This window comes from Pseudomonas sp. BLCC-B112 (assembly GCF_028550695.1).
Lineage (GTDB): Bacteria > Pseudomonadota > Gammaproteobacteria > Pseudomonadales > Pseudomonadaceae > Aquipseudomonas > Aquipseudomonas danubii.
In genome coordinates, this window is record NZ_JAQQGK010000001.1 from 1,124,825 (window position 1) to 1,146,524 (window position 21,700).

The 21,700-nt window shown below is 60.5% G+C and carries 18 protein-coding genes; 12 read left to right on the forward strand and 6 right to left on the reverse strand.

The annotated features are described in order from the left end of the window. Window positions 1-51: 51 nt before the first annotated feature. Window positions 52-1,827 (reverse strand): glyoxylate carboligase, encoded by a 1,776-nt coding sequence (gcl, locus tag PQT43_RS05225; RefSeq protein ID WP_102863981.1) that lies wholly within the window; start codon window positions 1,825-1,827, stop codon window positions 52-54. Between the two features lie 268 nt (window positions 1,828-2,095). Between gcl and PQT43_RS05230 the strand changes: the two genes are divergently transcribed. Continuing rightward, complete coding sequence (locus PQT43_RS05230) at window positions 2,096-2,536, forward strand: GlcG/HbpS family heme-binding protein (protein ID WP_102863980.1); 441 nt, start codon at window positions 2,096-2,098, stop codon at window positions 2,534-2,536. Window positions 2,537-2,697: 161 nt separating this feature from the next. Here PQT43_RS05230 and PQT43_RS05235 read toward each other — a convergent pair whose 3' ends face one another. Beyond that, entirely contained in the window at window positions 2,698-3,306 is a 609-nt protein-coding gene (locus PQT43_RS05235; RefSeq protein WP_102863979.1) for a TetR/AcrR family transcriptional regulator, read from the reverse strand. Window positions 3,307-3,474: 168 nt separating this feature from the next. Between PQT43_RS05235 and PQT43_RS05240 the strand changes: the two genes are divergently transcribed. Continuing rightward, complete coding sequence (locus tag PQT43_RS05240) at window positions 3,475-4,398, forward strand: DUF808 domain-containing protein (protein WP_253084452.1); 924 nt, start codon at window positions 3,475-3,477, stop codon at window positions 4,396-4,398. A gap of 51 nt (window positions 4,399-4,449) precedes the next feature. On the opposite strand, the gene PQT43_RS05245 is transcribed toward PQT43_RS05240, so the two are convergent. Then, window positions 4,450-5,238 (reverse strand): MlaA family lipoprotein, encoded by a 789-nt coding sequence (locus tag PQT43_RS05245; protein WP_272753570.1) that lies wholly within the window; start codon window positions 5,236-5,238, stop codon window positions 4,450-4,452. After that, window positions 5,231-6,529, reverse strand: coding sequence for a serine/threonine protein kinase (locus PQT43_RS05250; RefSeq protein WP_102863976.1), 1,299 nt, complete (start codon window positions 6,527-6,529; stop codon window positions 5,231-5,233). Before PQT43_RS05250 ends, PQT43_RS05245 begins: the two co-directional genes overlap by 8 nt. Window positions 6,530-6,763: 234 nt before the next feature. Here PQT43_RS05250 and PQT43_RS05255 point away from each other — a divergent pair, with 234 nt between their 5' ends. Next, on the forward strand, window positions 6,764-7,129 hold the full coding sequence (locus PQT43_RS05255; protein WP_102863975.1) for a hypothetical protein: 366 nt from the start codon (window positions 6,764-6,766) through the stop codon (window positions 7,127-7,129). A gap of 31 nt (window positions 7,130-7,160) precedes the next feature. On the opposite strand, the gene PQT43_RS05260 is transcribed toward PQT43_RS05255, so the two are convergent. Continuing rightward, entirely contained in the window at window positions 7,161-8,714 is a 1,554-nt protein-coding gene (locus PQT43_RS05260) for a glycoside hydrolase family 17 protein (protein WP_272753571.1), read from the reverse strand. 330 nt (window positions 8,715-9,044) lie between these two features. Between PQT43_RS05260 and PQT43_RS05265 the strand changes: the two genes are divergently transcribed. From PQT43_RS05265 to PQT43_RS05275, 3 genes are all read left to right on the forward strand, one after another. After that, window positions 9,045-9,896, forward strand: coding sequence for a glycine betaine ABC transporter substrate-binding protein (locus tag PQT43_RS05265; protein WP_102863974.1), 852 nt, complete (start codon window positions 9,045-9,047; stop codon window positions 9,894-9,896). Between the two features lie 190 nt (window positions 9,897-10,086). Further along, window positions 10,087-10,398, forward strand: a complete 312-nt coding sequence (locus PQT43_RS05270; RefSeq protein ID WP_102863973.1) for a DUF485 domain-containing protein — start codon at window positions 10,087-10,089, stop codon at window positions 10,396-10,398. Continuing rightward, window positions 10,395-12,053 (forward strand): cation acetate symporter, encoded by a 1,659-nt coding sequence (locus PQT43_RS05275; RefSeq protein WP_102878885.1) that lies wholly within the window; start codon window positions 10,395-10,397, stop codon window positions 12,051-12,053. The genes PQT43_RS05270 and PQT43_RS05275 overlap by 4 nt, the downstream gene beginning before the upstream one ends. 308 nt (window positions 12,054-12,361) lie before the next feature. On the opposite strand, the gene gltA is transcribed toward PQT43_RS05275, so the two are convergent. Beyond that, entirely contained in the window at window positions 12,362-13,651 is a 1,290-nt protein-coding gene (gene gltA / locus PQT43_RS05280) for a citrate synthase (protein WP_011060047.1), read from the reverse strand. 350 nt (window positions 13,652-14,001) lie between these two features. Here gltA and sdhC point away from each other — a divergent pair, with 350 nt between their 5' ends. From sdhC to odhB, 6 genes are all read left to right on the forward strand, one after another. Then, complete coding sequence (gene sdhC, locus PQT43_RS05285; protein WP_015634665.1) at window positions 14,002-14,388, forward strand: succinate dehydrogenase, cytochrome b556 subunit; 387 nt, start codon at window positions 14,002-14,004, stop codon at window positions 14,386-14,388. After that, a complete protein-coding gene (sdhD, locus tag PQT43_RS05290; RefSeq protein WP_011060049.1) occupies window positions 14,382-14,750 on the forward strand; it encodes a succinate dehydrogenase, hydrophobic membrane anchor protein in 369 nt (122 codons plus the stop codon). The genes sdhC and sdhD overlap by 7 nt, the downstream gene beginning before the upstream one ends. Window positions 14,751-14,753: 3 nt before the next feature. After that, a complete protein-coding gene (sdhA, locus tag PQT43_RS05295; protein WP_102878886.1) occupies window positions 14,754-16,526 on the forward strand; it encodes a succinate dehydrogenase flavoprotein subunit in 1,773 nt (590 codons plus the stop codon). 12 nt (window positions 16,527-16,538) lie between these two features. Beyond that, window positions 16,539-17,243, forward strand: a complete 705-nt coding sequence (locus tag PQT43_RS05300) for a succinate dehydrogenase iron-sulfur subunit (RefSeq protein WP_011060051.1) — start codon at window positions 16,539-16,541, stop codon at window positions 17,241-17,243. Between the two features lie 263 nt (window positions 17,244-17,506). Then, the gene (locus tag PQT43_RS05305) at window positions 17,507-20,338 is read left to right on the forward strand and encodes a 2-oxoglutarate dehydrogenase E1 component (RefSeq protein WP_102863970.1); all 2,832 of its coding nucleotides are present in this window, start codon (window positions 17,507-17,509) and stop codon (window positions 20,336-20,338) included. 42 nt (window positions 20,339-20,380) lie between these two features. Further along, window positions 20,381-21,604, forward strand: a complete 1,224-nt coding sequence (odhB, locus tag PQT43_RS05310) for a 2-oxoglutarate dehydrogenase complex dihydrolipoyllysine-residue succinyltransferase (protein ID WP_102878887.1) — start codon at window positions 20,381-20,383, stop codon at window positions 21,602-21,604. Window positions 21,605-21,700: the final 96 nt, after the last annotated feature.

Sequence of the window (21,700 nt, forward strand, 5' to 3'; positions counted from 1 at the left end):
CCGGCCAGGTTCTGCGAACCTGATGGCAGCCTGGGGGCGCGGCTACAGGGTTTAGTCGAGCAGGGAAATGGCGGTAGGGGCGTCGTTGCCCACCAGCGCCAGGTCTTCGAACTCGTTGACCGCGTTGATTTCGGTGCCCATGGAAATGTTGGTTACGCGCTCCAGGATGATCTCCACGACCACCGGTACCTTGAAGGTCTGGAGCATTTCCTGGGCCTGGCGCAGGGCCGGCTGGATGTCCTTGGGTTCGAACACCCGCAGGGCCTTGCAGCCCAGGCCTTCGGCGACCGCGACGTGGTCCACGCCGTAGCCGTTGAGCTCCGGCGCGTTGAGGTTGTCGAAGGACAGCTGCACGCAGTAGTCCATCTCGAAGCCGCGCTGGGCCTGGCGGATCAGCCCCAGGTAGGAGTTGTTCACCACCACGTGGATGTACGGCAGGTTGAACTGTGCCCCTACTGCCAGCTCTTCGATCATGAACTGGAAGTCGTAGTCGCCGGACAGGGCCACCACCTGGCGGTTCGGATCGGCCTTGACCACGCCGAGGGCGGCGGGGATGGTCCAGCCCAATGGGCCGGCCTGACCACAGTTGATCCAGTGGCGTGGCTTGTAGACGTGGAGGAATTGCGCACCGGCAATCTGCGACAGGCCGATGGTGCTGACGTAGCAGGTGTCCTTGCCGAAGACCTGGTTCATCTCTTCGTAGACCCGTTGCGGCTTGACCGGCACGTTGTCGAAGTGGGTCTTGCGATGCAGGCTGGCCTTGCGCTGCTGGCAGTCATGCAGCCAGGCGCTGCGATCTTTCAACTTACCGGCGGTCTGCCATTCACGAGCCACTTCCAGCAGTACGGTCAGGGCGCTGCCAGCGTCGGAGACGATGCCCAGGTCCGGAGTGAATACCCGGCCGATCTGGGTTGGCTCGATGTCCACGTGAATGAACTTGCGGCCTTCGGTGTAGACGTCCACCGAGCCGGTGTGGCGGTTGGCCCAGCGGTTGCCGATGCCCAGCACCGTGTCGGATTTGAGCAGGGTGGCGTTGCCGTAGCGATGAGAGGTCTGCAGGCCGACCATGCCCACCATCTGTGGGTGATCGTCAGGGATGGTGCCCCAGCCCATCAGGGTCGGGATCACTGGAATGCCGGTCAGTTCGGCGAACTCCACCAGCAGGTCGCTGGCATCGGCGTTGATCACACCGCCACCGGCTACCAGCAACGGGCGTTCGGCCTGGTCCAGCAGGGCCAGAACCTTTTCCGCCTGCAGCCGGGTGGCCGCCGGTTTGGCCAGGGGCAGTGGCTGGTAGGCGTCGATGTCGAATTCGATTTCCGCCATCTGCACGTCGAATGGCAGGTCGATCAACACCGGACCAGGACGGCCGGAGCGCATTTCATAGAAGGCTTTCTGGAAGGCGTAGGGCACCTGGCCCGGTTCCAGCACGGTGGTGGCCCACTTGGTCACCGGCTTGACGATGCTGGTGATGTCCACGGCCTGGAAGTCTTCCTTGTGCAGGCGGGCCCGGGGCGCCTGGCCGGTGATGCAGAGAATCGGGATCGAGTCGGCCGAGGCGCTGTACAGGCCGGTGACCATGTCGGTGCCGGCCGGGCCGGAAGTGCCGATGCACACGCCGATGTTGCCGGCCTTGGTGCGGGTGTAGCCCTCGGCCATGTGCGAGGCGCCTTCGACGTGGCGAGCGAGGACGTGATCGATGCCTCCGACCTTCTGCAGCGCGGAATACAGCGGGTTGATGGCGGCACCCGGGATGCCAAAAGCGGTATCGACCCCTTCACGGCGCATCACCAGAACGGCGGCTTCGATTGCTCTCATTTTGCTCATGGTTTTGTGCCTCTTGCGTTTTGTAATTGTATACAAGTGGTTTTGCGCAAAGTGTATTCACGGCGGATGGCGCAGGTCAATCCATTTTCTTGAACGGTAGGGACTTTCGATGGGGCCCTGTAAACCGGCGTCCTTTTGTCGCATGAGCTACCTTTCTCGAATTATTGTATACAAAAAATAAATTCATTGTGTTCTATTTGCTGCATCGGACTTCTCCTGCAAGAAGCTTCCACCAGGCTTTCCCAATAACAAGATAAGGACGGCACCCATGAGCGCTTTAACCTTGAAAGTCGCAGTCAACCTGGCCAATCAGGCCATCAATGCGGGGCGCAAGATCAATGCGGCCCCGCTGACCATCGCGGTGCTGGATGCCGGCGGGCATCTGGTGACCCTGCAACGGGAGGATGGCGCCAGCCTGTTGCGTCCGCAGATCGCCATCGGCAAGGCCTGGGGCGCGGTAGCCCTGGGCAAGGGCTCGCGCCTGCTGGCGCTGGATGCGCAGCAGCGCCCAGCGTTCATCGGTGCGTTGAATGGCCTGGGACAGGGCAGCGTGGTGCCCGCGCCGGGCGGGGTGTTGATTCGGGATCAGGCGGGGGCGGTGCTGGGAGCGATCGGCATCAGTGGCGATACCTCGGACATCGATGAGCAATGCGCGATCAGCGCGATCGAGGCTCAGGGCCTGGCGGCGGACGCCGGCGTCAGCGCTTAGCCCTTAACCTTGCGGGCCCGGCCCGGCCCGGCCCTGGCCTGTAGCCGCTGCCGAGTCCGCGAGGCTGCGAAAAGGTCCGCAGGACCTTGCCTGGTGTCTTGATATTCCTGTGCGCAGTTTGCAGCAACAACACAAATGCACGGGAAAGGGCCGAAGCGTGATCAGCGATCCAGTTCACAGCCTTTGAGCACCAGGCGGATGATGGTCTGCGCGGCAGCTTCGTAGTCGTCTTCGTCAAGTTTGCTCTTGCCGGTGACCACCGAGATCTGCCAGTCGAAGTCGGCGTAGGTCTGGGTCGCGGCCCAGATGCTGAACATCAGGTGGTTGGGGTCGAGCGGGGCGATCAGGCCGCGATCGATCCAGGTCTGGATGCATTCGATGTTGTGCTTGGCCTGGGCGTTGAGCTGTTCCACCTGGTCCGGGCTCAGGTGCGGCGCACCGTGCATGATTTCGCTGGCGAACACCTTGGAGGCAAAAGGCAGGTCGCGGGAGATGCGGATCTTCGAGCGGATGTAGCCGCTGAGCACTTCACTGGGTACGCCGTCGGCATTGAACGGAGTGGAAGCCTGGAGGATCGGTTCGATGATGCTTTCCAGCACCTCGCGGTAGAGGTTTTCCTTGGACTTGAAGTAGTAGTAGACGTTGGGCTTGGGCAACCCGGCCTTGGCGGCGATGTCGCTGGTCTTGGTCGCTGCAAAGCCCTTGTCGGCAAACTCTTCACTGGCGGCCCGCAGGATCAGTTCTTTATTGCGCTCGCGGATGGTGCTCATAAACCGGGGGATTCCTTGCCTGTTCGGGCGGTTGCGCATGGTAGCACCGGGGTCGCGAGGGGCTCAAGAATGCCCGTTGGCCGCGGTTTTCCTGCTTCTGACATCTCGCTTGTCCGGCCTTTGACGCGGTATGCTGCGCGCCTTATTTAACGCAGGGAAGCCTGGCCCATGGCAGGAAGCAGTTTGCTGGTTTTGATCGACGACATCGCCGCAGTTCTCGATGACGTAGCCTTGATGACCAAGATGGCGGCGAAGAAGACCGCCGGGGTATTGGGCGACGATCTGGCGCTCAATGCCCAGCAGGTTTCCGGGGTTCGCGCCGAGCGGGAAATTCCCGTGGTCTGGGCCGTGGCCAAGGGCTCGTTTCGCAACAAATTGATCCTGGTGCCGGCGGCGCTGGCCATCAGTGCCCTGGCGCCCTGGCTGGTGACGCCGTTGCTGATGATCGGCGGGGCCTACCTGTGTTTCGAAGGCTTCGAGAAGCTGGCGCACAAGTACCTGCCCCACGGCGACGATGCGGCCGAACATGAGCAGACCTTGCGGGCGCTGGCAGACCCTCAGGTGGATCTGGTGGCCTTTGAGAAGGACAAGATCAAGGGCGCGATTCGTACCGACTTCATCCTTTCCGCGGAAATCATCGCTATTACTCTGGGCACGGTGGCAGGCGCCTCCCTGAGCCAGCAGGTGGTGGTGCTCTCGGGGATTGCGATTGTCATGACCGTTGGCGTCTACGGTCTGGTGGGGGGCATCGTCAAGCTCGATGACCTGGGGTTGTGGCTGGCGCAGAAACCGGGCGCCCTGGCCAAACGCATCGGTGGTGCCATCCTGCGAGCGGCGCCGTGGATGATGAAGAGTCTGTCGGTGATCGGCACGGCGGCGATGTTCATGGTGGGCGGCGGCATCCTCACCCACGGCGTCCCTGCCGTGCACCATCTGATCGAGAGCCTGGCTGAGCGTAGTGCCACAGTCATGGGCCCGGTGTCGGTGATCATGCCGACCCTGCTCAATGCCGTGGCCGGGATCATTGCCGGTGGGCTGGTACTGCTGGCCGTGACGCTACTGGGCAAAGGCTGGCGGGCCTTGCGCGGCTGAGATCCGAGTCAGCCGGTTGCCGCTCTTGCGGTCGGCAACCGGTACAGCAGGTTACTCGGCGATCTGCAGTTTGCGCGATTCGGTGTACACGTAGCGCACCTTCTCGTATTCAAACGGCGAGTTCAGCTGGCCATAGCGAAAGCTGGTCTGGTAGCGCTTGTCGACACCACGCAGCGCCCAGATCTCGGGGTGATTGCTGCTGACTTCCGAGACGTTGAGGAAGTTGATCGCCGATTCGGCGGTGTAGTCCACCGCCAGCCCGGCCGTATCCCTCAGGTTCGACGGGCCGAGGATCGGCAGCACCAGATAGGCGCCGCCGGGCACGCCATAGAATCCGAGGGTCTGGCCGAAGTCTTCGCTATGGCGTTGCAGGCCCATCTTGGTGGCCGGGTCCCACAGGCCGGCAACGCCGATGGTGGTGTTGAGCAGCAGGCGCGCCGTGGTTTCCATCGACCGATGGCCCTTGAACTGCAACAGGCTGTTCATCAGGTTCGGGACGTCGCCGAGGTTATTGAAGAAGTTGCTGACCCCGCTGCGCAGGAAGCTCGGGGTCACATAGCGATAACCGTCCACCACCGGCAGGAACACCCACTGATCGAAGCGGTAGTTGAAGTGGTAGACCCGGCGGTTCCACGACTCCAGCGGGTCATAGATATTCAGTGCATTGAGGGTCGAACGCTCGAACTCGCGCTGGTCCAGCCCCGGGTTGAACTTGAGTTTCTTCAACGGCTCGGTGAAGCCTTCGGGGTCCTGAACTGTGGGGGCGTGGGCCTTGCTGTTGTCGGCTTGGGCATAGCCTGCGCAGAGCAACGCAGCGATAAGCAGGAGATGTTTAGCCACGGAAGAACTCCAGCATGGCGTCGCTGTTGACGCGGTAGTTGAGGTTGCCGCAATGCCCGCCATGGGGGTAGACGGTCAGGCGGTCGCCAAAGGTTTTGCGCAGGAAGCCCAGGTCGCCGGGGCCGAGGATCACGTCATCGGCGTTGTGCATCACGGCAATCTTCGGGCTGGCCTTGAGGTAGTCCTGCAGGGCGTAGAGGCTTACCTGGTCGATCAGTTGCAGCAGGCTGCCGCCGTCGGTGCGGGCGCGCCACATCGGGATCACCTGTTCGGTCAGGTAACAGTCGAAGTCGCACTGCAGGGCACGCTTGAGAAACGGGGTAAGGCTGGTGCCTTCGCGGATCGGGTACTTGGGCGGGGTGATCAGGCCGCGGCGGTTGATCAGGTCCGAGGTGAAGGCGATGTCCGCTGCCGAGAAGCGGAAGGAGGTACCGATCAGCATGGCCATCTGTTCGTTGGTCAGGTGTTGCTTGGACTGCTGGAAGTCGTAGAGCAGGGCGTCGTTGAGGTCGATGTAGCCCTTCTGCTGGAAGTAGCGGGTCAGCTTGCCCAGCACCAGTTCATAGAAGGTGGTGCTGTTGTTGATGCCCTTGACCTCGGTCTGTACCAGTTTGTCGAGGTTGGTGATCGAGGTGTAGAGGTTGACCGGCGGGTTGAGCAGCAGCACTTTCTTGAAGTTGAAGCTGCGTCGGGTCTCATCCAGTTTGCTGATGAACGCCGCGTCCAGGGCGCCGAGGCTGTAGCCGGTGAGGTAGAACTCGGTGATCGGCAGCTTGGGGTGCTGGGCCCGTACGGCCTGCATGACCCGGTACATGTCTTCGGCGTCTTCCTGGCTCACCCCGGGGGTGGCGAAGCGCGAGGCGGCAGTGATGAAGTCGAAGCTGGTGGGCGAGGATAGCTGCACCACATGGTAGCCGGCCTTGTAGTAGAGCTTCTTCAGGTACTCGTTGAGGCTGCTGTCGTAGCGCGCGCCGGTGCCGGCGATCAGGAAGATCAGTGGCGCGGCGTGGTCCTGGGTGGCGATGCGGTAGGTGAGCTTCTTCACCGCCCAGAAATTGTCCGGGAGGATGAACTCGCGCTCCGGCCGCAGGTTCAGGCTGTAGTCGGACTGACGGATGTCATCGTTGGCGGGCAGTTCCGGGCGCAGCTCCGGGGGGGTGGTGGCGATGGTGGCTTCAAAGGGGTTGGTCAACGGGTAGCCATAGCTGGCCGGGTCGACATCCACCGCCAGTGCGGACGCACTCAGGATAAGGCCGCCGAACAGGGCAGCGAGGCGCAAGGAACGAAGCATGACTGTATCCCTAGAAGGAAGGTACCGAATGAGGTTCGCAGGCTATGACCACCGCGCTGCTGCCGAAGTGCCATGGGTGGGCACAAATAACCCCGGCCACAGGCCTGCTGGGGGGTGATAGTAGCCGGACGATACACTTTGCCGCTATTTGCTGAACAGTTATCTGTGCGTCGTGCTTGCCAAGCGTCCGTGGGCGATTATGCTGGGCGCCGTTTTGATTGTTCGGAGTGTTTCATGTCCCGCCGCCTTCCCGTGATTGTGCTGCTCGTTGTCCTGCCGCTGTGGCTGGCCGCCAGTTATGGCCTGCGCTATGGCTTTATGGAGGATGCTCGGTGGGTGGGCGTCTGTGTTGATGAGGCCGGTCGCTGGGAGTGTTCGCTACGTTCCAGCCTGGGCTGGATGATCCACTTCAAGGTGCTGGGCTGGAGTGCCTTGGGCGCAGCGCTGCTGGGGTTTGTCGTGCCCGGTCGTGCCGGCTGGTGGCTGGCGGTGCTGGCCTTGCTGGCGGGCATTCCGGCCCTGGCCTTGTACAACACCACGCTGGCGGTGTTTGCGGTGGTGATTGCGGCCTTGCGCCTGGTGCGCGCCGCCAAGCCCTAGCCGCAGGCGAAACCTGCGGCTAGGGCTGTGTTCAGGCGATGCGGGCCCGCAGGCTGCGCCACAGCGCGGCCACCATCAGCAGGCTGACCAGGGCCCAGCCCCAGGCCTGCTGGTTGGCCAGGCCTTCCTGATACAGCTGCGGAGCGATGCCGGCACCCAGGATAAAGGTCAGCAAGGCGATTTCGCGGCGTGGCACGCGCACTGGGCGGCACAGGTAGACCAGCGCCGGCAGCAGCAGGGCCGCGCTCGGGAAGCTGCGGTAGCGCGGGTCGAACACCAGCTCCAGCATCATCACCGCGGCGGCGAATCCTGCCGTTGCCAGCAACCAGCCTGCACGCTTTTCCAGGGCATTGAAGGCCCGCAGACGCCAGCCTTCGCGAGGGCTCAAGGCCAGGGCGGCATGGGCCAGAATCAGCAGGTTCAGGCCCAGTAACAGTCCGGCCCAGCACCATTCGCCAGCGAAGCGGCTGGTGACCCGCGCCAGTTCGCCCCAGGTACCGATGGTGCACGCCGCCAGCGCGCCCAGCAGCGGCAAGAGCAGCGCAGCGCGTCGACTGCGAACCCGGCCACCCAGGATCAGGGTGCCGAGGAATATCACTGCGCCCGCCCCCAGCCATTGTGGCCAGTAAGGCAGGTTGGACACCGGGCCTGCGAGGATGCCCTTGTCCTGGCGATCGGCATCGAACAGCCCCCAGTAACCGCCGACTGCGCCCTCGCTGGCGCGTTTCCAGGGCTGATCGAAGGCTTCGATCAGGTTGTAGTGCCAGCCGTTGTGTTCCGCCAAGGCAACAAAGCCACGAATGAACTTGGCCTCGTTGACTCGACTCGGCAGCGCCGTTTCTCGCTGGCGGCCTTCGCTGGGCCAGCCGGTTTCACCGATCATCACGTCCTTGGGGGCAAAGCGGTTGCCGAATACCTGGCGTACCTCGGCCACGTGGTTCAGGGCCGCGTCGATGTTCGAGGGGGCGTCTTCCCAGTACGGCAGCAGGTGAATGGTGAGGAAGTCCACCGCTGGCGCGATCTCCGGGTGCTTGAGCCAGAATTCCCAGACATCGGCATAGGTGACCGGCTGCTTGACCCCAGCCTTGACCTTGAGGATCAGCCGCGCCAGTTGCGGGCCGGTGACTTCCTTGCGCAGCAGCGCCTCGTTGCCGACGATCACCGCGCTGACGACATCCGGGTTGGCATTGGCCGAGGCGATCAGCAGGTCGACTTCTTTCTCGGTGTCTACTGGGTTGCTATTGACCCACGCGCCGATCATCAGCTTCAGGCCGTGCTTGCGCGCCAGCTCGGGCAGGGCTTCGAGGCCGGTCATGGAATAGGTGCGGATGCATTCGAAGCGGGTGGCCAGCAATGCCAGGTCGGCGTCCATGCGTTCGGGGCGCAGTTTGAACGGCTGGTCGAAGGGCGATTGGTCCTTGTCGAACGGCGTATAGGAGGCGCATTGCAGTTTGTGGCTGGCGCTGGCGACGTCCGGCAGCGACACCGGCCGGCCAAGGCCGTACCAGTAGCTACCAAGGGCCAGCAGGCCGAGCAGGCAGGCGAACAGATAAGCGAGGGTGGGGAAGCGGGCTGTGGCGGGCATGGTCAGGCCGTAGTGGAACAAAGCGGGGCATCTTACCCGCATTTGTCCACAGCTTGGTGGCCTGCATGATTTTGACATGCAAAGTTTGGGCGGGCCCTGAGTCGAGGAGGTCGCAGCACCTGGTTACTGGCTATCTGATGTCGTTGCTGGTTGCCTTGAGGTCGCAGGCAGAGCAGGTCGCGGGCGGTGGCGGGTTGATGATCGAAGCATCAGTACTCCGCTGATGATCGAACGCGTTCGCGGTGAGGCGTGATGGGGGCGCTGAGCACCATAACCATACGTTGACGTGCCCGGCAGCCGCCCGGCACTGCACTTTTCGGGGAAGTAACGATGAAGATGCGACGACTCTTAGGCGCAGGTGCCGCACTGGTACTTGCCATCAGCTCCACTCTGGCCAGTGCCGACAGCAAAACCCTGAGCATCGGCTACGTCGACGGCTGGTCCGACAGCGTGGCGACTACCTATGTGGCGGCGGAGGTGATCAAGCAGAAGCTCGGTTACGACGTCAAACTGCAAGCGGTGGCGACCGGGATCATGTGGCAGGGCGTGGCCACCGGCAAGCTCGACGCCATGCTCTCGGCCTGGTTGCCGGTGACTCACGGCGAATACTGGACCAAGAACAAGGACAAGGTTGTCGACTACGGTCCCAACTTCAAGGACGCCAAGATCGGTCTGATCGTGCCGGAGTACGTCAAGGCCAAGACCATTGAGGACCTCAAGACCGATACCAGCTTCAAGAACAAGATTGTCGGCATCGACGCCGGTTCAGGGGTGATGCTCAAGACCGACCAGGCGATCAAGGACTACGGCCTGGACTACAAGCTGCAGGCCAGTTCCGGTGCGGCGATGATCGCCGAACTGACCCGGGCCGAGGATAAGCAGGAATCCATCGCCGTGACCGGCTGGGTACCGCACTGGATGTTCGCCAAGTGGAAACTGCGCTTCCTCGAAGATCCGAAAGGGGTGTATGGCGCCGCTGAAACCGTCAACAGCATCGGCAGCAAGGGCCTGGAGAAGAAGGCGCCAGAGGTGGCAGCGTTCCTGAAGAAGTTCCAGTGGGCGTCTAAGGATGAAATCGGCGAGGTCATGCTGGCCATTCAAGATGGCGCAAAACCGGATGTGGCAGCCAAGGACTGGGTGAGCAAGCACCCGGAGCGGGTTGCCGAGTGGACTGCTAAATAGCCGTCAGGCGTCTAGAACGAGGGTTGTGAGGCCGGCCGCTGAAATCAGCGGCCGGCCTTGTGTTTTTTTGGGGGGGAAGTTGGCGAGGTGGCTAATGTCGTTCTAATACTAAGGTCGTCTGGAACCTGCCTCACAGCCGCATAGAGTGGATTAGGTTCTACCTAAAATCTGTGCTGCGAGGATAAAAACAATGAACGACAGCATTTACCTCTCGATTCAAAACAGCCCGCGTTTCAAGGAGCTGGTCAGTAAGCGAGAGCGGTTCGCCTGGATTCTCTCGGCGATCATGCTTGGGCTTTACTCGGGCTTCATTCTGTTGATCGCTTACGGTCCGCAGATCCTGGGCGCCAAACTCAGTCCAACTTCATCCATCACCTGGGGCATTCCCATTGGTGTCGGCTTGATTGTCTCGGCCTTCATCCTGACCGGTATCTATGTGCGACGCGCCAACGGCGAGTTCGATGACCTGAACAATGCGATCCTGAAGGAGGCTCAGCAATGATCCGACGTCTATTCGCAGCACTCGGTCTTGCCGCTTTCGCTCCTGCCCTGTGGGCCGCAGACGCTTTGACTGGCGAAGTCCACAAGCAACCCCTCAACGTCTCGGCGATCGTGATGTTCGTGGTCTTCGTCGGGGCCACCCTGTGCATCACTTACTGGGCCTCCAAGCGCAACAAGTCGGCTGCCGACTATTACGCCGCGGGTGGCAAGATCACCGGCTTCCAGAATGGCCTGGCGATTGCCGGTGACTACATGTCGGCGGCGTCCTTCCTGGGGATTTCCGCGCTGGTGTTCACTTCCGGCTATGACGGCCTGATCTACTCCATCGGCTTCCTGGTGGGCTGGCCGATCATTCTGTTCCTGATCGCCGAGCGCCTGCGCAACCTGGGCAAGTACACCTTTGCCGACGTGGCGTCCTATCGCCTCGGGCAGACTCAGATCCGCACTCTGTCGGCCTGTGGTTCGCTGGTGGTGGTGGCGTTCTACCTGATCGCGCAGATGGTGGGTGCCGGCAAGCTGATCCAGCTGCTGTTCGGCCTCGACTACCATGTGGCGGTGATCCTGGTGGGGATCCTGATGTGCCTGTATGTGCTGTTCGGCGGCATGCTGGCCACCACTTGGGTACAGATCATCAAGGCAGTGCTGCTGCTGTCCGGTGCGTCCTTCATGGCGCTGATGGTGATGAAGCACGTCAACTTCGATTTCAACACCCTGTTCTCCGAGGCGATCAAGGTTCACCCCAAAGGTGAGGCGATCATGAGCCCTGGCGGTCTGGTGAAGGACCCGATCTCGGCATTCTCCCTGGGTCTGGCGCTGATGTTCGGTACTGCCGGCCTGCCGCATATCCTGATGCGCTTCTTCACCGTGAGCGATGCCAAGGAAGCCCGTAAGAGCGTGCTCTACGCCACTGGCTTCATCGGTTACTTCTACATCCTGACCTTCATCATCGGCTTTGGCGCGATCCTGCTGGTGAGCACCAATCCGGCCTTCAAGGATGCCGCAGGCGCCTTGCTGGGTGGCAACAACATGGCGGCGGTGCACCTGGCCAATGCGGTGGGCGGCAGCGTGTTCCTTGGCTTCATCTCGGCGGTGGCTTTCGCCACCATTCTGGCGGTAGTAGCGGGCCTGACCCTGGCAGGTGCTTCGGCGGTGTCCCATGACCTGTATGCCAGTGTGGTCAAGAAGGGCAAGGCCAACGAGAAGGATGAGATTCGCGTTTCCAAGATCACTACCGTGGCCTTGGGCGTGCTGGCCATCGGCCTGGGCATTCTCTTCGAGAGTCAGAACATTGCGTTCATGGTGGGCCTGGCGTTCTCCATCGCTGCCAGTTGCAACTTCCCGGTGCTGCTGCTTTCCATGTACTGGAAGAAGCTCACCACGCGTGGCGCCATGATTGGCGGCTGGTTGGGTCTGGTCAGTGCGGTGGCATTGATGGTTCTCGGTCCGACCATCTGGGTGCAGATCCTGCACCACGAGAAGGCAATCTTCCCGTACGAGTACCCGGCGCTGTTCTCGATGATCATTGCCTTTGTCGGTATCTGGTTCTTCTCCATCACTGACAAGTCGGCTTCGGCGGCCAATGAGCGGGCCTTGTTCTTCCCGCAGTTCGTGCGTTCGCAGACCGGCCTGGGCGCCAGTGGGGCGGTGTCGCACTAAGCTCGGCCTGTGTATCGGCTTCTATATAGAAGCTGTGTAATAGCAAAATGCCTCGATCGAAAGATCGGGGCATTTTTTTGTCTGCTCGCCCTGTTCAGATACCCTCGACTGCGGGCGCAGCGATAGTCGAGATGCAAGGAGCTGGCGTGCCAGCGAAGGCTTATTTGAGGGGGAGGCAGGGCTGCGGGGTTCTTCGCCGGCAAGTCGGTTCCGGCAGGGGGATAGGTGAGGGGAGGGGAGCAGAAACAAATACGACCTCTGTTAGAGGCCGTATCCGGTGCAGCTAAGACGTGTGCGCAAGGCAGGTCTTACTTGCGGTCTTCCAGCTTGGTGATGTCGCGCGATTCGTAGCCGGTGTACAGCTGACGAGGACGGCCGATCTTGTAAGGGCTGGAGAGCATTTCTTTCCAGTGGGAGATCCAGCCGACGGTCCGCGCCAGGGCGAAGATCACGGTGAACATGCTGGTTGGAATGCCGATCGCCTTGAGGATGATCCCCGAGTAGAAGTCGACGTTCGGGTACAGGGAGCGTTCGATGAAGTACGGATCGGTCAGGGCGATCTCTTCCAGGCGCATGGCCAGTTCGAGCTGAGGATCGTTGTTTATGCCCAGTTCTTTCAGGACTTCGTCGCAGGTCTGCTTCATTACGGTGGCGCGCGGGTCGCGGTTTTTATACACGCGGTGACCGAAGCCCATGAGTTTGAACGGATCGTTCTTGTCCTTGGCCTTGGCGATGAACTTGTCGATGTTCGATACATCGCCAATTTCGTCGAGCATGGTCAGTACGGCTTCGTTGGCACCGCCGTGGGCAGGGCCCCAGAGCGCGGCGATACCGGCAGCGATACAGGCGAACGGGTTGGCACCCGAGGAGCCGGCAAGGCGTACGGTGGAAGTCGAGGCGTTCTGTTCGTGGTCGGCGTGGAGGATGAAGATCCGGTCCATCGCCTTGGCCAGTACCGGGCTGATCGGTTTGATCTCGCACGGGGTGTTGAACATCATGTGCAGGAAGTTTTCCGCGTACGACAGGTCGTTGCGCGGATACATCATCGGCTGGCCCATGGAGTACTTGTAAACCATCGCTGCCAGGGTCGGCATCTTGGCGACCAGGCGCACGGCGGAAATTTCGCGGTGCTGCGGGTTATTGATGTCCAGGGAGTCGTGGTAGAACGCCGAGAGTGCACCCACTACGCCGCACATTACCGCCATTGGGTGGGCGTCGCGGCGGAAACCGTTGAAGAAGCTCTTCAGCTGCTCGTGAACCATGGTGTGGTTTTTCACGGTGCTGACGAACTGGGCCTTCTGTTCGGCGGTAGGCAATTCACCGTTGAGCAGCAGGTAGCAGGTTTCCAGGTAGTCCGACTTTTCAGCCAGCTGTTCGATCGGGTAGCCGCGGTGCAGCAGAATGCCGTTGTCGCCGTCGATATAGGTGATTTTCGACTCGCAGGAGGCGGTCGACATGAAACCCGGGTCAAAAGTGAAGCGGCCCGTGGCCGTCAGGCCCCGAACATCAATTACATCGGGACCAACGGTGCCGGTTAAAATGGGCAGCTCGACGGGGGCTGCGCCCTCGATGATCAACTGCGCTTTTTTGTCAGCCATGTGGCCTCCTATTTATGCTTGAAATCATCAGACAGACCCCCCACGCAGGGCCCGCACCACTATAGTGAGATAAATCTGAATGTCAATTTGCCTAAAGTCTTGTCCCAGAAGGCTTTGGGAGGGATTTTTTAGCGAAATTCAGCGCCATTTACGCCTTTTATAAGGCTAACGCAATCAGCTATTAGGGGAAGGTGTTTGCGTTGTCATTAGTAGCCTAACTGTCTATACTCGGCCACCGACCTCCGTAGGCTTCTGGGCCCGCTTTATTGGGGGTCGCACTCCCTGGGTAGTGGTTACCTGACCAGTGCACTCCCCAACAACTTTGCCCTGATTGTTAGGGGCTCTTCAGTGTGAAAAAAGCCGTGAATAGCCAACGACCTGTAAACCTAGACCTAAGGACCATCAAACTCCCCATCACCGGCGTTACGTCGTTTCTTCACCGTGTTTCCGGCATCATCCTCTTCCTGGGCATCGGCATCATGCTTTATGCATTGAGCAAATCCCTGGGCTCCGAGGAAGGCTATGCCGAGGTGAAGGCGTGCTTGACCAGTCCGCTGGCCAAATTCGTTGCGTGGGGCCTCCTGTCCGCCTTGCTGTATCACTTGGTGGCCGGTGTACGCCATCTGATTATGGACATGGGCATCGGTGAGACGCTGGAAGGCGGCAAGCTGGGCTCGAAAATCGTTATCGCCGTATCCGTGGTGGTAATCGTTCTGGCGGGAGTTTGGATATGGTAACCAGCGTTACGAACCTGTCGCGTTCGGGCCTTTATGACTGGATGGCACAGCGTGTGTCTGCGGTCGTTCTCGCGGCTTATTTCATTTTCCTGATCGGATACCTCGTAGCGAATCCGGGCATTGACTACACCCAGTGGCATGGCCTGTTCGCAAACAACTGGATGCGTATCTTCAGTCTGCTGGCCATGGTGGCCCTGGGCGCTCACGCCTGGGTCGGCATGTGGACCATCTCGACTGACTACCTGACGCCGATGGCGCTGGGCAAGTCGGCGACAGCAGTGCGTTTCCTTTTCCAGGCAGTATGCGGCGTTGCAATGTTCGCTTACTTCGTCTGGGGTGTGCAGATTCTCTGGGGTATCTGATTCATGGCTAACATTCCAACCATTTCTTTCGACGCCATCATCATTGGCGGCGGCGGCGCCGGCATGCGTGCCGCACTGCAGCTGGCCCAGGGCGGCCACAAGACTGCTGTGATCACCAAGGTGTTCCCGACCCGTTCGCACACTGTGTCTGCCCAAGGCGGCATCACTTGCGCGATCGCTTCGGCGGACCCGAACGATGACTGGCGCTGGCACATGTACGATACCGTCAAGGGTTCCGACTACATCGGTGACCAGGACGCTATCGAATACATGTGTCAGGAAGGTCCGGCTGCGGTCTTCGAGCTGGACCACATGGGTCTGCCGTTCTCTCGTACTGAAACCGGTCGTATCTATCAGCGTCCTTTCGGTGGTCAATCCAAGGATTACGGCAAGGGCGGCCAGGCTGCTCGTACCTGTGCTGCGTCCGACCGTACCGGTCACGCACTGCTGCACACCCTCTATCAGGGCAACCTGAAAGCCGGCACCACGTTCCTTAACGAGTGGTACGCGGTCGATCTGGTGAAGAACCAGGACGGCGCTTTTGTCGGCGTGATCGCGATCTGCATCGAAACCGGCGAAACCACCTACATCCGCTCCAAGGCCACCGTTCTGGCTACCGGCGGTGCAGGTCGTATCTACGCTTCCACCACCAACGCCCTGATCAACACCGGTGACGGTGTAGGCATGGCGCTGCGTGCCGGCGTTCCGGTGCAAGACATCGAAATGTGGCAGTTCCACCCGACCGGTATCGCCGGCGCTGGTGTACTGGTGACTGAAGGCTGCCGCGGTGAAGGCGGTTACCTGATCAACAAGCACGGCGAGCGTTTCATGGAGCGTTATGCTCCGAACGCCAAAGACCTGGCAGGTCGCGACGTTGTTGCGCGCTCCATGGTCAAGGAAATCATCGCCGGCAACGGCTGTGGCCCGAATGGCGACCACGTGATGCTCAAGCTTGATCACCTGGGCGAAGAAGTACTGCACAGCCGCCTGCCTGGCATCTGCGAGCTGTCCAAGACCTTTGCCCACGTTGACCCGGTGGTTGCTCCGGTTCCGGTCGTTCCAACCTGCCACTACATGATGGGTGGCGTTGCCACCAACATTCATGGTCAGGCGATCACTCAGAATGCTGCTGGCGAAGACACCATCATCCCTGGTCTGTTCGCAGTGGGTGAAGTGGCTTGCGTATCGGTACACGGCGCCAACCGTCTGGGCGGCAACTCGCTGCTGGACCTGGTGGTGTTCGGTCGTGCAGCTGGCCTGCACCTGGAAAAAGCGCTGACCGACGGTATCGAATACCGCGATGCCAGCGACACCGACGTCGACGTTGCCCTGAACCGCCTGGCCAAGCTCAACGAGCGCACCACCGGTGAAGACGTTGCAACCCTGCGCCGCGAGCTGCAGAACTGCATGCAGAACTACTTCGGTGTATTCCGTACCGGCGAGTACATGCAGAAGGGTATTGCTCAGCTGGCTGAGCTGCGCGAGCGTATCGCCAACGTCAAGATCAACGACAAGTCTCAAGCTTTCAACACTGCGCGTATCGAAGCACTTGAGCTGCAGAACCTGCTGGAAGTGGCTGAAGCCACTGCCATCGCTGCCGAAGTGCGTAAAGAGTCCCGCGGCGCTCACGCCCGTGAAGACTTCGAAGACCGTGACGACGAAAACTGGCTGTGCCACACCCTGTACTTCCCGGGTGAGAAGCGCGTTGCCAAGCGTGCGGTCAACTTCTCGCCGAAGACTGTTCCGACTTTTGAACCAAAAGTCCGGACTTACTAAAGGGTGATCGATATGTTGCAAGTTGAAGTTTATCGTTACAACCCTGACACCGACTCGGCTCCGAAAACCCAGGTTTTCCAGGTCGACACCGGTGGCAAGGACTTGATGGTGCTGGACGTGCTGGCGCTGATCAAAGAGCAGGACGAGGGGTTCTCCTATCGTCGTTCCTGCCGTGAAGGCGTTTGCGGTTCCGATGGCATGAACATCAACGGCAAGAACGGCCTGGCGTGCATCACGCCGCTGTCCGCCGTGGTCAAGAAGAACAAGCTGGTTGTTCGTCCGCTGCCAGGTCTGCCGGTTATCCGTGACCTGGTCGTCGATATGAGCATCTTCTACAAGCAATACGAGAAGGTGAAGCCATTCCTGCAGAACGACACGCCGGCTCCGGCCATCGAGCGTCTGCAGTCCCCGGAAGAGCGCGAAAAGCTCGACGGTCTGTACGAGTGCATCCTGTGCGCTTGCTGCTCGACCTCTTGCCCGTCCTTCTGGTGGAACCCGGACAAGTTCCTGGGCCCGGCTGCTCTGCTGCAAGCCTATCGCTTCCTGGCAGACAGCCGTGACACCAAGACATCCGAGCGTCTGGCTTCCCTGGACGACCCGTTCAGCGTATTCCGCTGCCGGGGGATCATGAACTGCGTCAACGTTTGTCCGAAGGGCCTGAACCCGACTAAGGCCATCGGTCACATTCGTAACATGTTGCTGCAGAGTGGCGTGTGATTCAGCTGTTGTACCCGTAGGACCGCTGTACCCGTAAAAGCCAAGGCGCGGGCTTCAACCCGCGTCATGGCTCTAACCTGAGCAGCAGCTCACAAAGTGGCTGCTTTTATTTTTGAAGAAATGAGACAAGCAGGGGCATCCGGGCTGGTACCCGGACTATCAGCGTGATCCTAAGTGGCTTGTTTTGGTCGCTGCATTCGGACTTCTGCAAGCTTGCTCGGTGTCTTCGCCGGTGGTGTTCCCCTAACCGAGGGTGACCAAGCATGCAAGAAAGCGTGATGCAGCGCATGTGGAACAGCGCCTACCTATCCGGTAGTAACGCTGCCTATGTGGAAGAGCTCTACGAGCTCTACCTGCACGACCCTAACGCTGTGCCAGAAGAGTGGCGCACTTACTTTCAGAAGTTGCCTACCGACGGCAGCACTGCCATCGATGTTTCGCACTCGACAATCCGCGATCATTTCGTCTTGCTGGCAAAGAACCAGCGCCGCGCCCAACCGGTATCCGCCGGCAGCGTGAGCAGTGAGCACGAGAAGAAGCAAGTTGAAGTGCTGCGATTGATCCAGGCCTATCGGATGCGTGGCCACCAGGCAGCCCAGCTGGACCCGCTGGGGCTGTGGCAGCGTCCTGCACCTGCAGACCTGTCGATCAATCATTACGGCTTGACCAATGCCGATCTTGATACGACCTTCCGTGCCGGCGACCTGTTCATCGGCAAAGAGGAAGCGAGCCTACGCGAAATTCACGAAGCGTTGCAGCAGACATATTGCCGCACCATCGGCGCTGAATTCACGCACATCACCGATTCCGAACAGCGTCAGTGGTTCCAGCAGCGTCTGGAAAGCGTACGCGGCCGTCCGACCTATTCCGCCGACATCAAGAGCCACTTGCTCGAGCGCGTCACCGCCGGCGAAGGCCTGGAAAAATACCTGGGTACCAAATACCCGGGCACCAAGCGTTTCGGTCTGGAAGGTGGTGAAAGCCTGATTCCAATGCTCGACGAGCTGATCCAGCGTTCCGGTTCCTACGGCACCAAGGAAGTCGTGATCGGCATGGCTCACCGTGGCCGTCTCAACGTCCTGGTCAACACCTTCGGCAAGAACCCGCGCGAGCTGTTCGACGAGTTCGAGGGCAAGAAGAAGGTCGAGCTGGGCTCCGGTGACGTTAAGTATCACCAGGGCTTCTCGTCCAACGTGATGACCGCCGGCGGTGAAGTTCACCTGGCCATGGCGTTCAACCCGTCCCACCTGGAAATCGTTTCTCCAGTGGTCGAGGGTTCGGTGCGCGCCCGTCAGGATCGTCGCAACGACCAGACCGGCGACAAGGTTCTGCCGATCTCGATCCACGGTGACGCGGCGTTTGCCGGTCAGGGCGTGGTGATGGAAACCTTCCAGATGTCCCAGACCCGCGGTTTCCGTACCGGCGGCACTGTGCACATCGTGATCAACAACCAGGTAGGTTTCACCATCAGCAACCCGCTGGACTCGCGCTCCACCGAGTACGCTACCGACGTTGCTAAGATGATCCAGGCGCCGATCCTCCATGTGAATGGTGATGATCCGGAAGCCGTGTTGTTCGTGACCCAGCTGGCCATCGACTACCGCATGCAGTACAAGCGCGACGTGGTGATCGACCTGGTCTGCTACCGTCGTCGCGGCCACAACGAGGCCGACGAGCCAAGCGGCACCCAGCCACTGATGTATCAGCAGATCACCAAACAGCGCACCACCCGTGAGCTGTATGCCGATCGCCTGATCCAGAGCGGTGTGCTCGACGCAGAGCGTGTTCAGGCGAAAGTCGATGAGTACCGCAATGCGCTGGACAACGGTCTGCACGTAGTGAAGAGCCTGGTCAAGGAACCGAACAAAGAGTTGTTCGTGGACTGGCGTCCATACCTGGGCCACACCTGGACCGCACGTCACGACACCACCTTCGATCTCAAGACCCTGCAGGAACTGTCCGCCAAGTTGCTGGAGCTGCCGGAAGGCTTCGTGGTTCAGCGTCAGGTTGCGAAGATCTACGAAGACCGTCAGAAGATGCAAGCCGGCGGCCTGCCGATCAACTGGGGTTACGCTGAAACCATGGCGTACGCGACCCTGGCGTTCGAAGGTCACCCGATCCGCATGACCGGCCAGGACATCGGCCGCGGCACCTTCTCGCACCGCCACGCCGTTCTGCACAACCAGAAAGATGCCAGCACTTATGTGCCGCTCAAGCATCTGTTCGAAGGTCAGCCGCGCTTTGACCTGTACGACTCCTTCCTGTCGGAAGAGGCGGTACTGGCATTCGAATACGGCTACTCGACCACCACGCCGAACGCGCTGGTGATCTGGGAAGCCCAGTTCGGCGACTTCGCCAACGGTGCACAAGTGGTGATCGACCAGTTCATCACCAGCGGCGAGCACAAGTGGGGCCGTCTCTGCGGTCTGACCATGCTGCTGCCTCACGGTTACGAAGGTCAGGGCCCTGAGCACTCCTCGGCGCGTCTGGAGCGTTACCTGCAACTGTGTGCCGAGCACAACATTCAGGTGTGCATGCCGACCACTCCGGCACAGATCTACCACTTGCTGCGCCGTCAGGTGATCCGTCCTCTGCGCAAACCACTGGTGGTTCTGACTCCGAAGTCGCTGCTGCGCCACAAGCTGGCCATCTCGACTCTGGAAGATCTGGCCGAAGGTTCGTTCCAGACCGTGATTCCGGAAATCGACGTACTGGACCCGAAAAAGGTCGAGCGCCTGATTCTGTGTAGCGGCAAGGTCTACTACGACCTGTTGGAAAAACGCCGTGCCGAAGGTCGTGAAGACATCGCCGTCGTGCGTATTGAGCAGCTGTATCCGTTCCCTGAGGACGATCTGAACGAAGTCCTGGCTCCGTACACCAACCTCAAGCATGTGGTTTGGTGTCAGGAAGAGCCGATGAACCAGGGCGCCTGGTACTGCAGCCAGCACCACATGCGTCGCATCGTAGGCAATCACGACAAGTCGCTCGTACTCGAGTACGCGGGCCGTGACGCCTCTGCTGCGCCAGCTTGTGGCTACGCGTCGATGCACGCCGAGCAGCAGGAAAAACTGCTGCAAGATGCCTTCACTGTTTAACGCCTTCGCGCACCTGAAACCGAATTTAAGGAACCACTGATAATGGCTATCGAGATCAAAGCCCCCACTTTCCCGGAATCGGTTGCCGATGGCACCGTTGCCACCTGGCACAAGCAACCGGGCGAAGCCGTCAAGCGCGACGAGCTGATCGTCGACATCGAGACCGACAAGGTTGTGCTGGAAGTGCTGGCCACCGCTGATGGCGTGCTGGGCGCTATCGTCAAGAACGAAGGCGACACCGTTCTGTCCGACGAAGTTCTGGGCTCCATCGTTGAAGGCGGTGCTGCTACCGCTGCTCCTGCTGCCGCCGCTGCTCCGGCCGCTGCCGCTGCTGCCCCGGCTGCCGCTGACGGCGAAGACGATCCAATCGCCGCTCCTGCCGCGCGCAAGCTGGCTGAAGAGAACGGCATCAACATCGCCTCCGTTGCCGGTACCGGCAAAGGCGGTCGTGTGACCAAGGAAGACGTAGTGGCTGCCGTTGCCGCCAAGAAAGCCGCTCCGGCTGCCGCGCCTGCCAAGGCTCCGGCTCCAGCCGCTGCTGCTCCAGTCTTCGCTGCCGGCGATCGCGTCGAGAAGCGCGTACCTATGACCCGCCTGCGGGCCAAGGTTGCCGAGCGTCTGGTTGAAGCCCAGTCGAACATGGCCATGCTGACCACCTTCAACGAAGTCGACATGACCGAAGTCATGGCTCTGCGTTCGAAGTACAAGGACCTGTTCGAGAAGTCCCACAATGGCGTGCGCCTGGGCTTCATGTCGTTCTTCGTCAAGGCCGCCACCGAAGCGCTGAAGCGCTTCCCGGCAGTCAACGCTTCGATCGACGGTTCCGACATCGTCTACCACGGCTACGCCGACATCGGTGTTGCGGTGTCCAGCGACCGTGGCCTGGTGGTTCCGGTCCTGCGTAACGCCGAGCTGATGAGCCTGGCCGAAATCGAAGGCGGCATCGCCACCTTCGGCAAGAAGGCCCGCGACGGCAAGCTGTCGATGGAAGAGATGACCGGTGGTACTTTCACCATCACCAACGGTGGTACTTTCGGCTCGATGATGTCGACCCCGATCGTCAACCCACCGCAAGCCGCTATCCTGGGCATGCACAACATCCTGCAACGTCCTATGGCGATCAACGGTCAGGTAGTAATCCGTCCGATGATGTACCTGGCGCTGTCCTACGATCACCGTCTGATCGACGGTAAAGAAGCTGTGACGTTCCTGGTGACCATCAAGAACCTGCTGGAAGACCCGGCGCGTCTGCTCCTGGACATCTAAAAAGCAGTTGCAAGCTGCAAGCGACAAGTTCCGAGCCCTTAAGGCGAGGGGCTTCAAGCTTGCGGCTTGCGGCTTCTAGCTTGCCGTTAAAAGGAA

Coding starts and splice junctions, on each gene's coding strand:
- PQT43_RS05300 (WP_011060051.1), top strand. CDS start 16,539: ATGTTGCAAGTTGAAGTTTATCGTTACAACCCTGACACCGACTCGGCT.
- PQT43_RS05305 (WP_102863970.1), top strand. CDS start 17,507: ATGCAAGAAAGCGTGATGCAGCGCATGTGGAACAGCGCCTACCTATCC.
- PQT43_RS05275 (WP_102878885.1), top strand. CDS start 10,395: ATGATCCGACGTCTATTCGCAGCACTCGGTCTTGCCGCTTTCGCTCCT.
- gcl (WP_102863981.1), bottom strand. CDS start 1,827: ATGAGCAAAATGAGAGCAATCGAAGCCGCCGTTCTGGTGATGCGCCGT.
- PQT43_RS05270 (WP_102863973.1), top strand. CDS start 10,087: ATGAACGACAGCATTTACCTCTCGATTCAAAACAGCCCGCGTTTCAAG.
- PQT43_RS05230 (WP_102863980.1), top strand. CDS start 2,096: ATGAGCGCTTTAACCTTGAAAGTCGCAGTCAACCTGGCCAATCAGGCC.
- gltA (WP_011060047.1), bottom strand. CDS start 13,651: ATGGCTGACAAAAAAGCGCAGTTGATCATCGAGGGCGCAGCCCCCGTC.
- PQT43_RS05265 (WP_102863974.1), top strand. CDS start 9,045: ATGAAGATGCGACGACTCTTAGGCGCAGGTGCCGCACTGGTACTTGCC.
- PQT43_RS05260 (WP_272753571.1), bottom strand. CDS start 8,714: ATGCCCGCCACAGCCCGCTTCCCCACCCTCGCTTATCTGTTCGCCTGC.
- PQT43_RS05240 (WP_253084452.1), top strand. CDS start 3,475: ATGGCAGGAAGCAGTTTGCTGGTTTTGATCGACGACATCGCCGCAGTT.
- odhB (WP_102878887.1), top strand. CDS start 20,381: ATGGCTATCGAGATCAAAGCCCCCACTTTCCCGGAATCGGTTGCCGAT.
- PQT43_RS05235 (WP_102863979.1), bottom strand. CDS start 3,306: ATGAGCACCATCCGCGAGCGCAATAAAGAACTGATCCTGCGGGCCGCC.
- sdhD (WP_011060049.1), top strand. CDS start 14,382: ATGGTAACCAGCGTTACGAACCTGTCGCGTTCGGGCCTTTATGACTGG.
- PQT43_RS05250 (WP_102863976.1), bottom strand. CDS start 6,529: ATGCTTCGTTCCTTGCGCCTCGCTGCCCTGTTCGGCGGCCTTATCCTG.
- sdhA (WP_102878886.1), top strand. CDS start 14,754: ATGGCTAACATTCCAACCATTTCTTTCGACGCCATCATCATTGGCGGC.
- PQT43_RS05255 (WP_102863975.1), top strand. CDS start 6,764: ATGTCCCGCCGCCTTCCCGTGATTGTGCTGCTCGTTGTCCTGCCGCTG.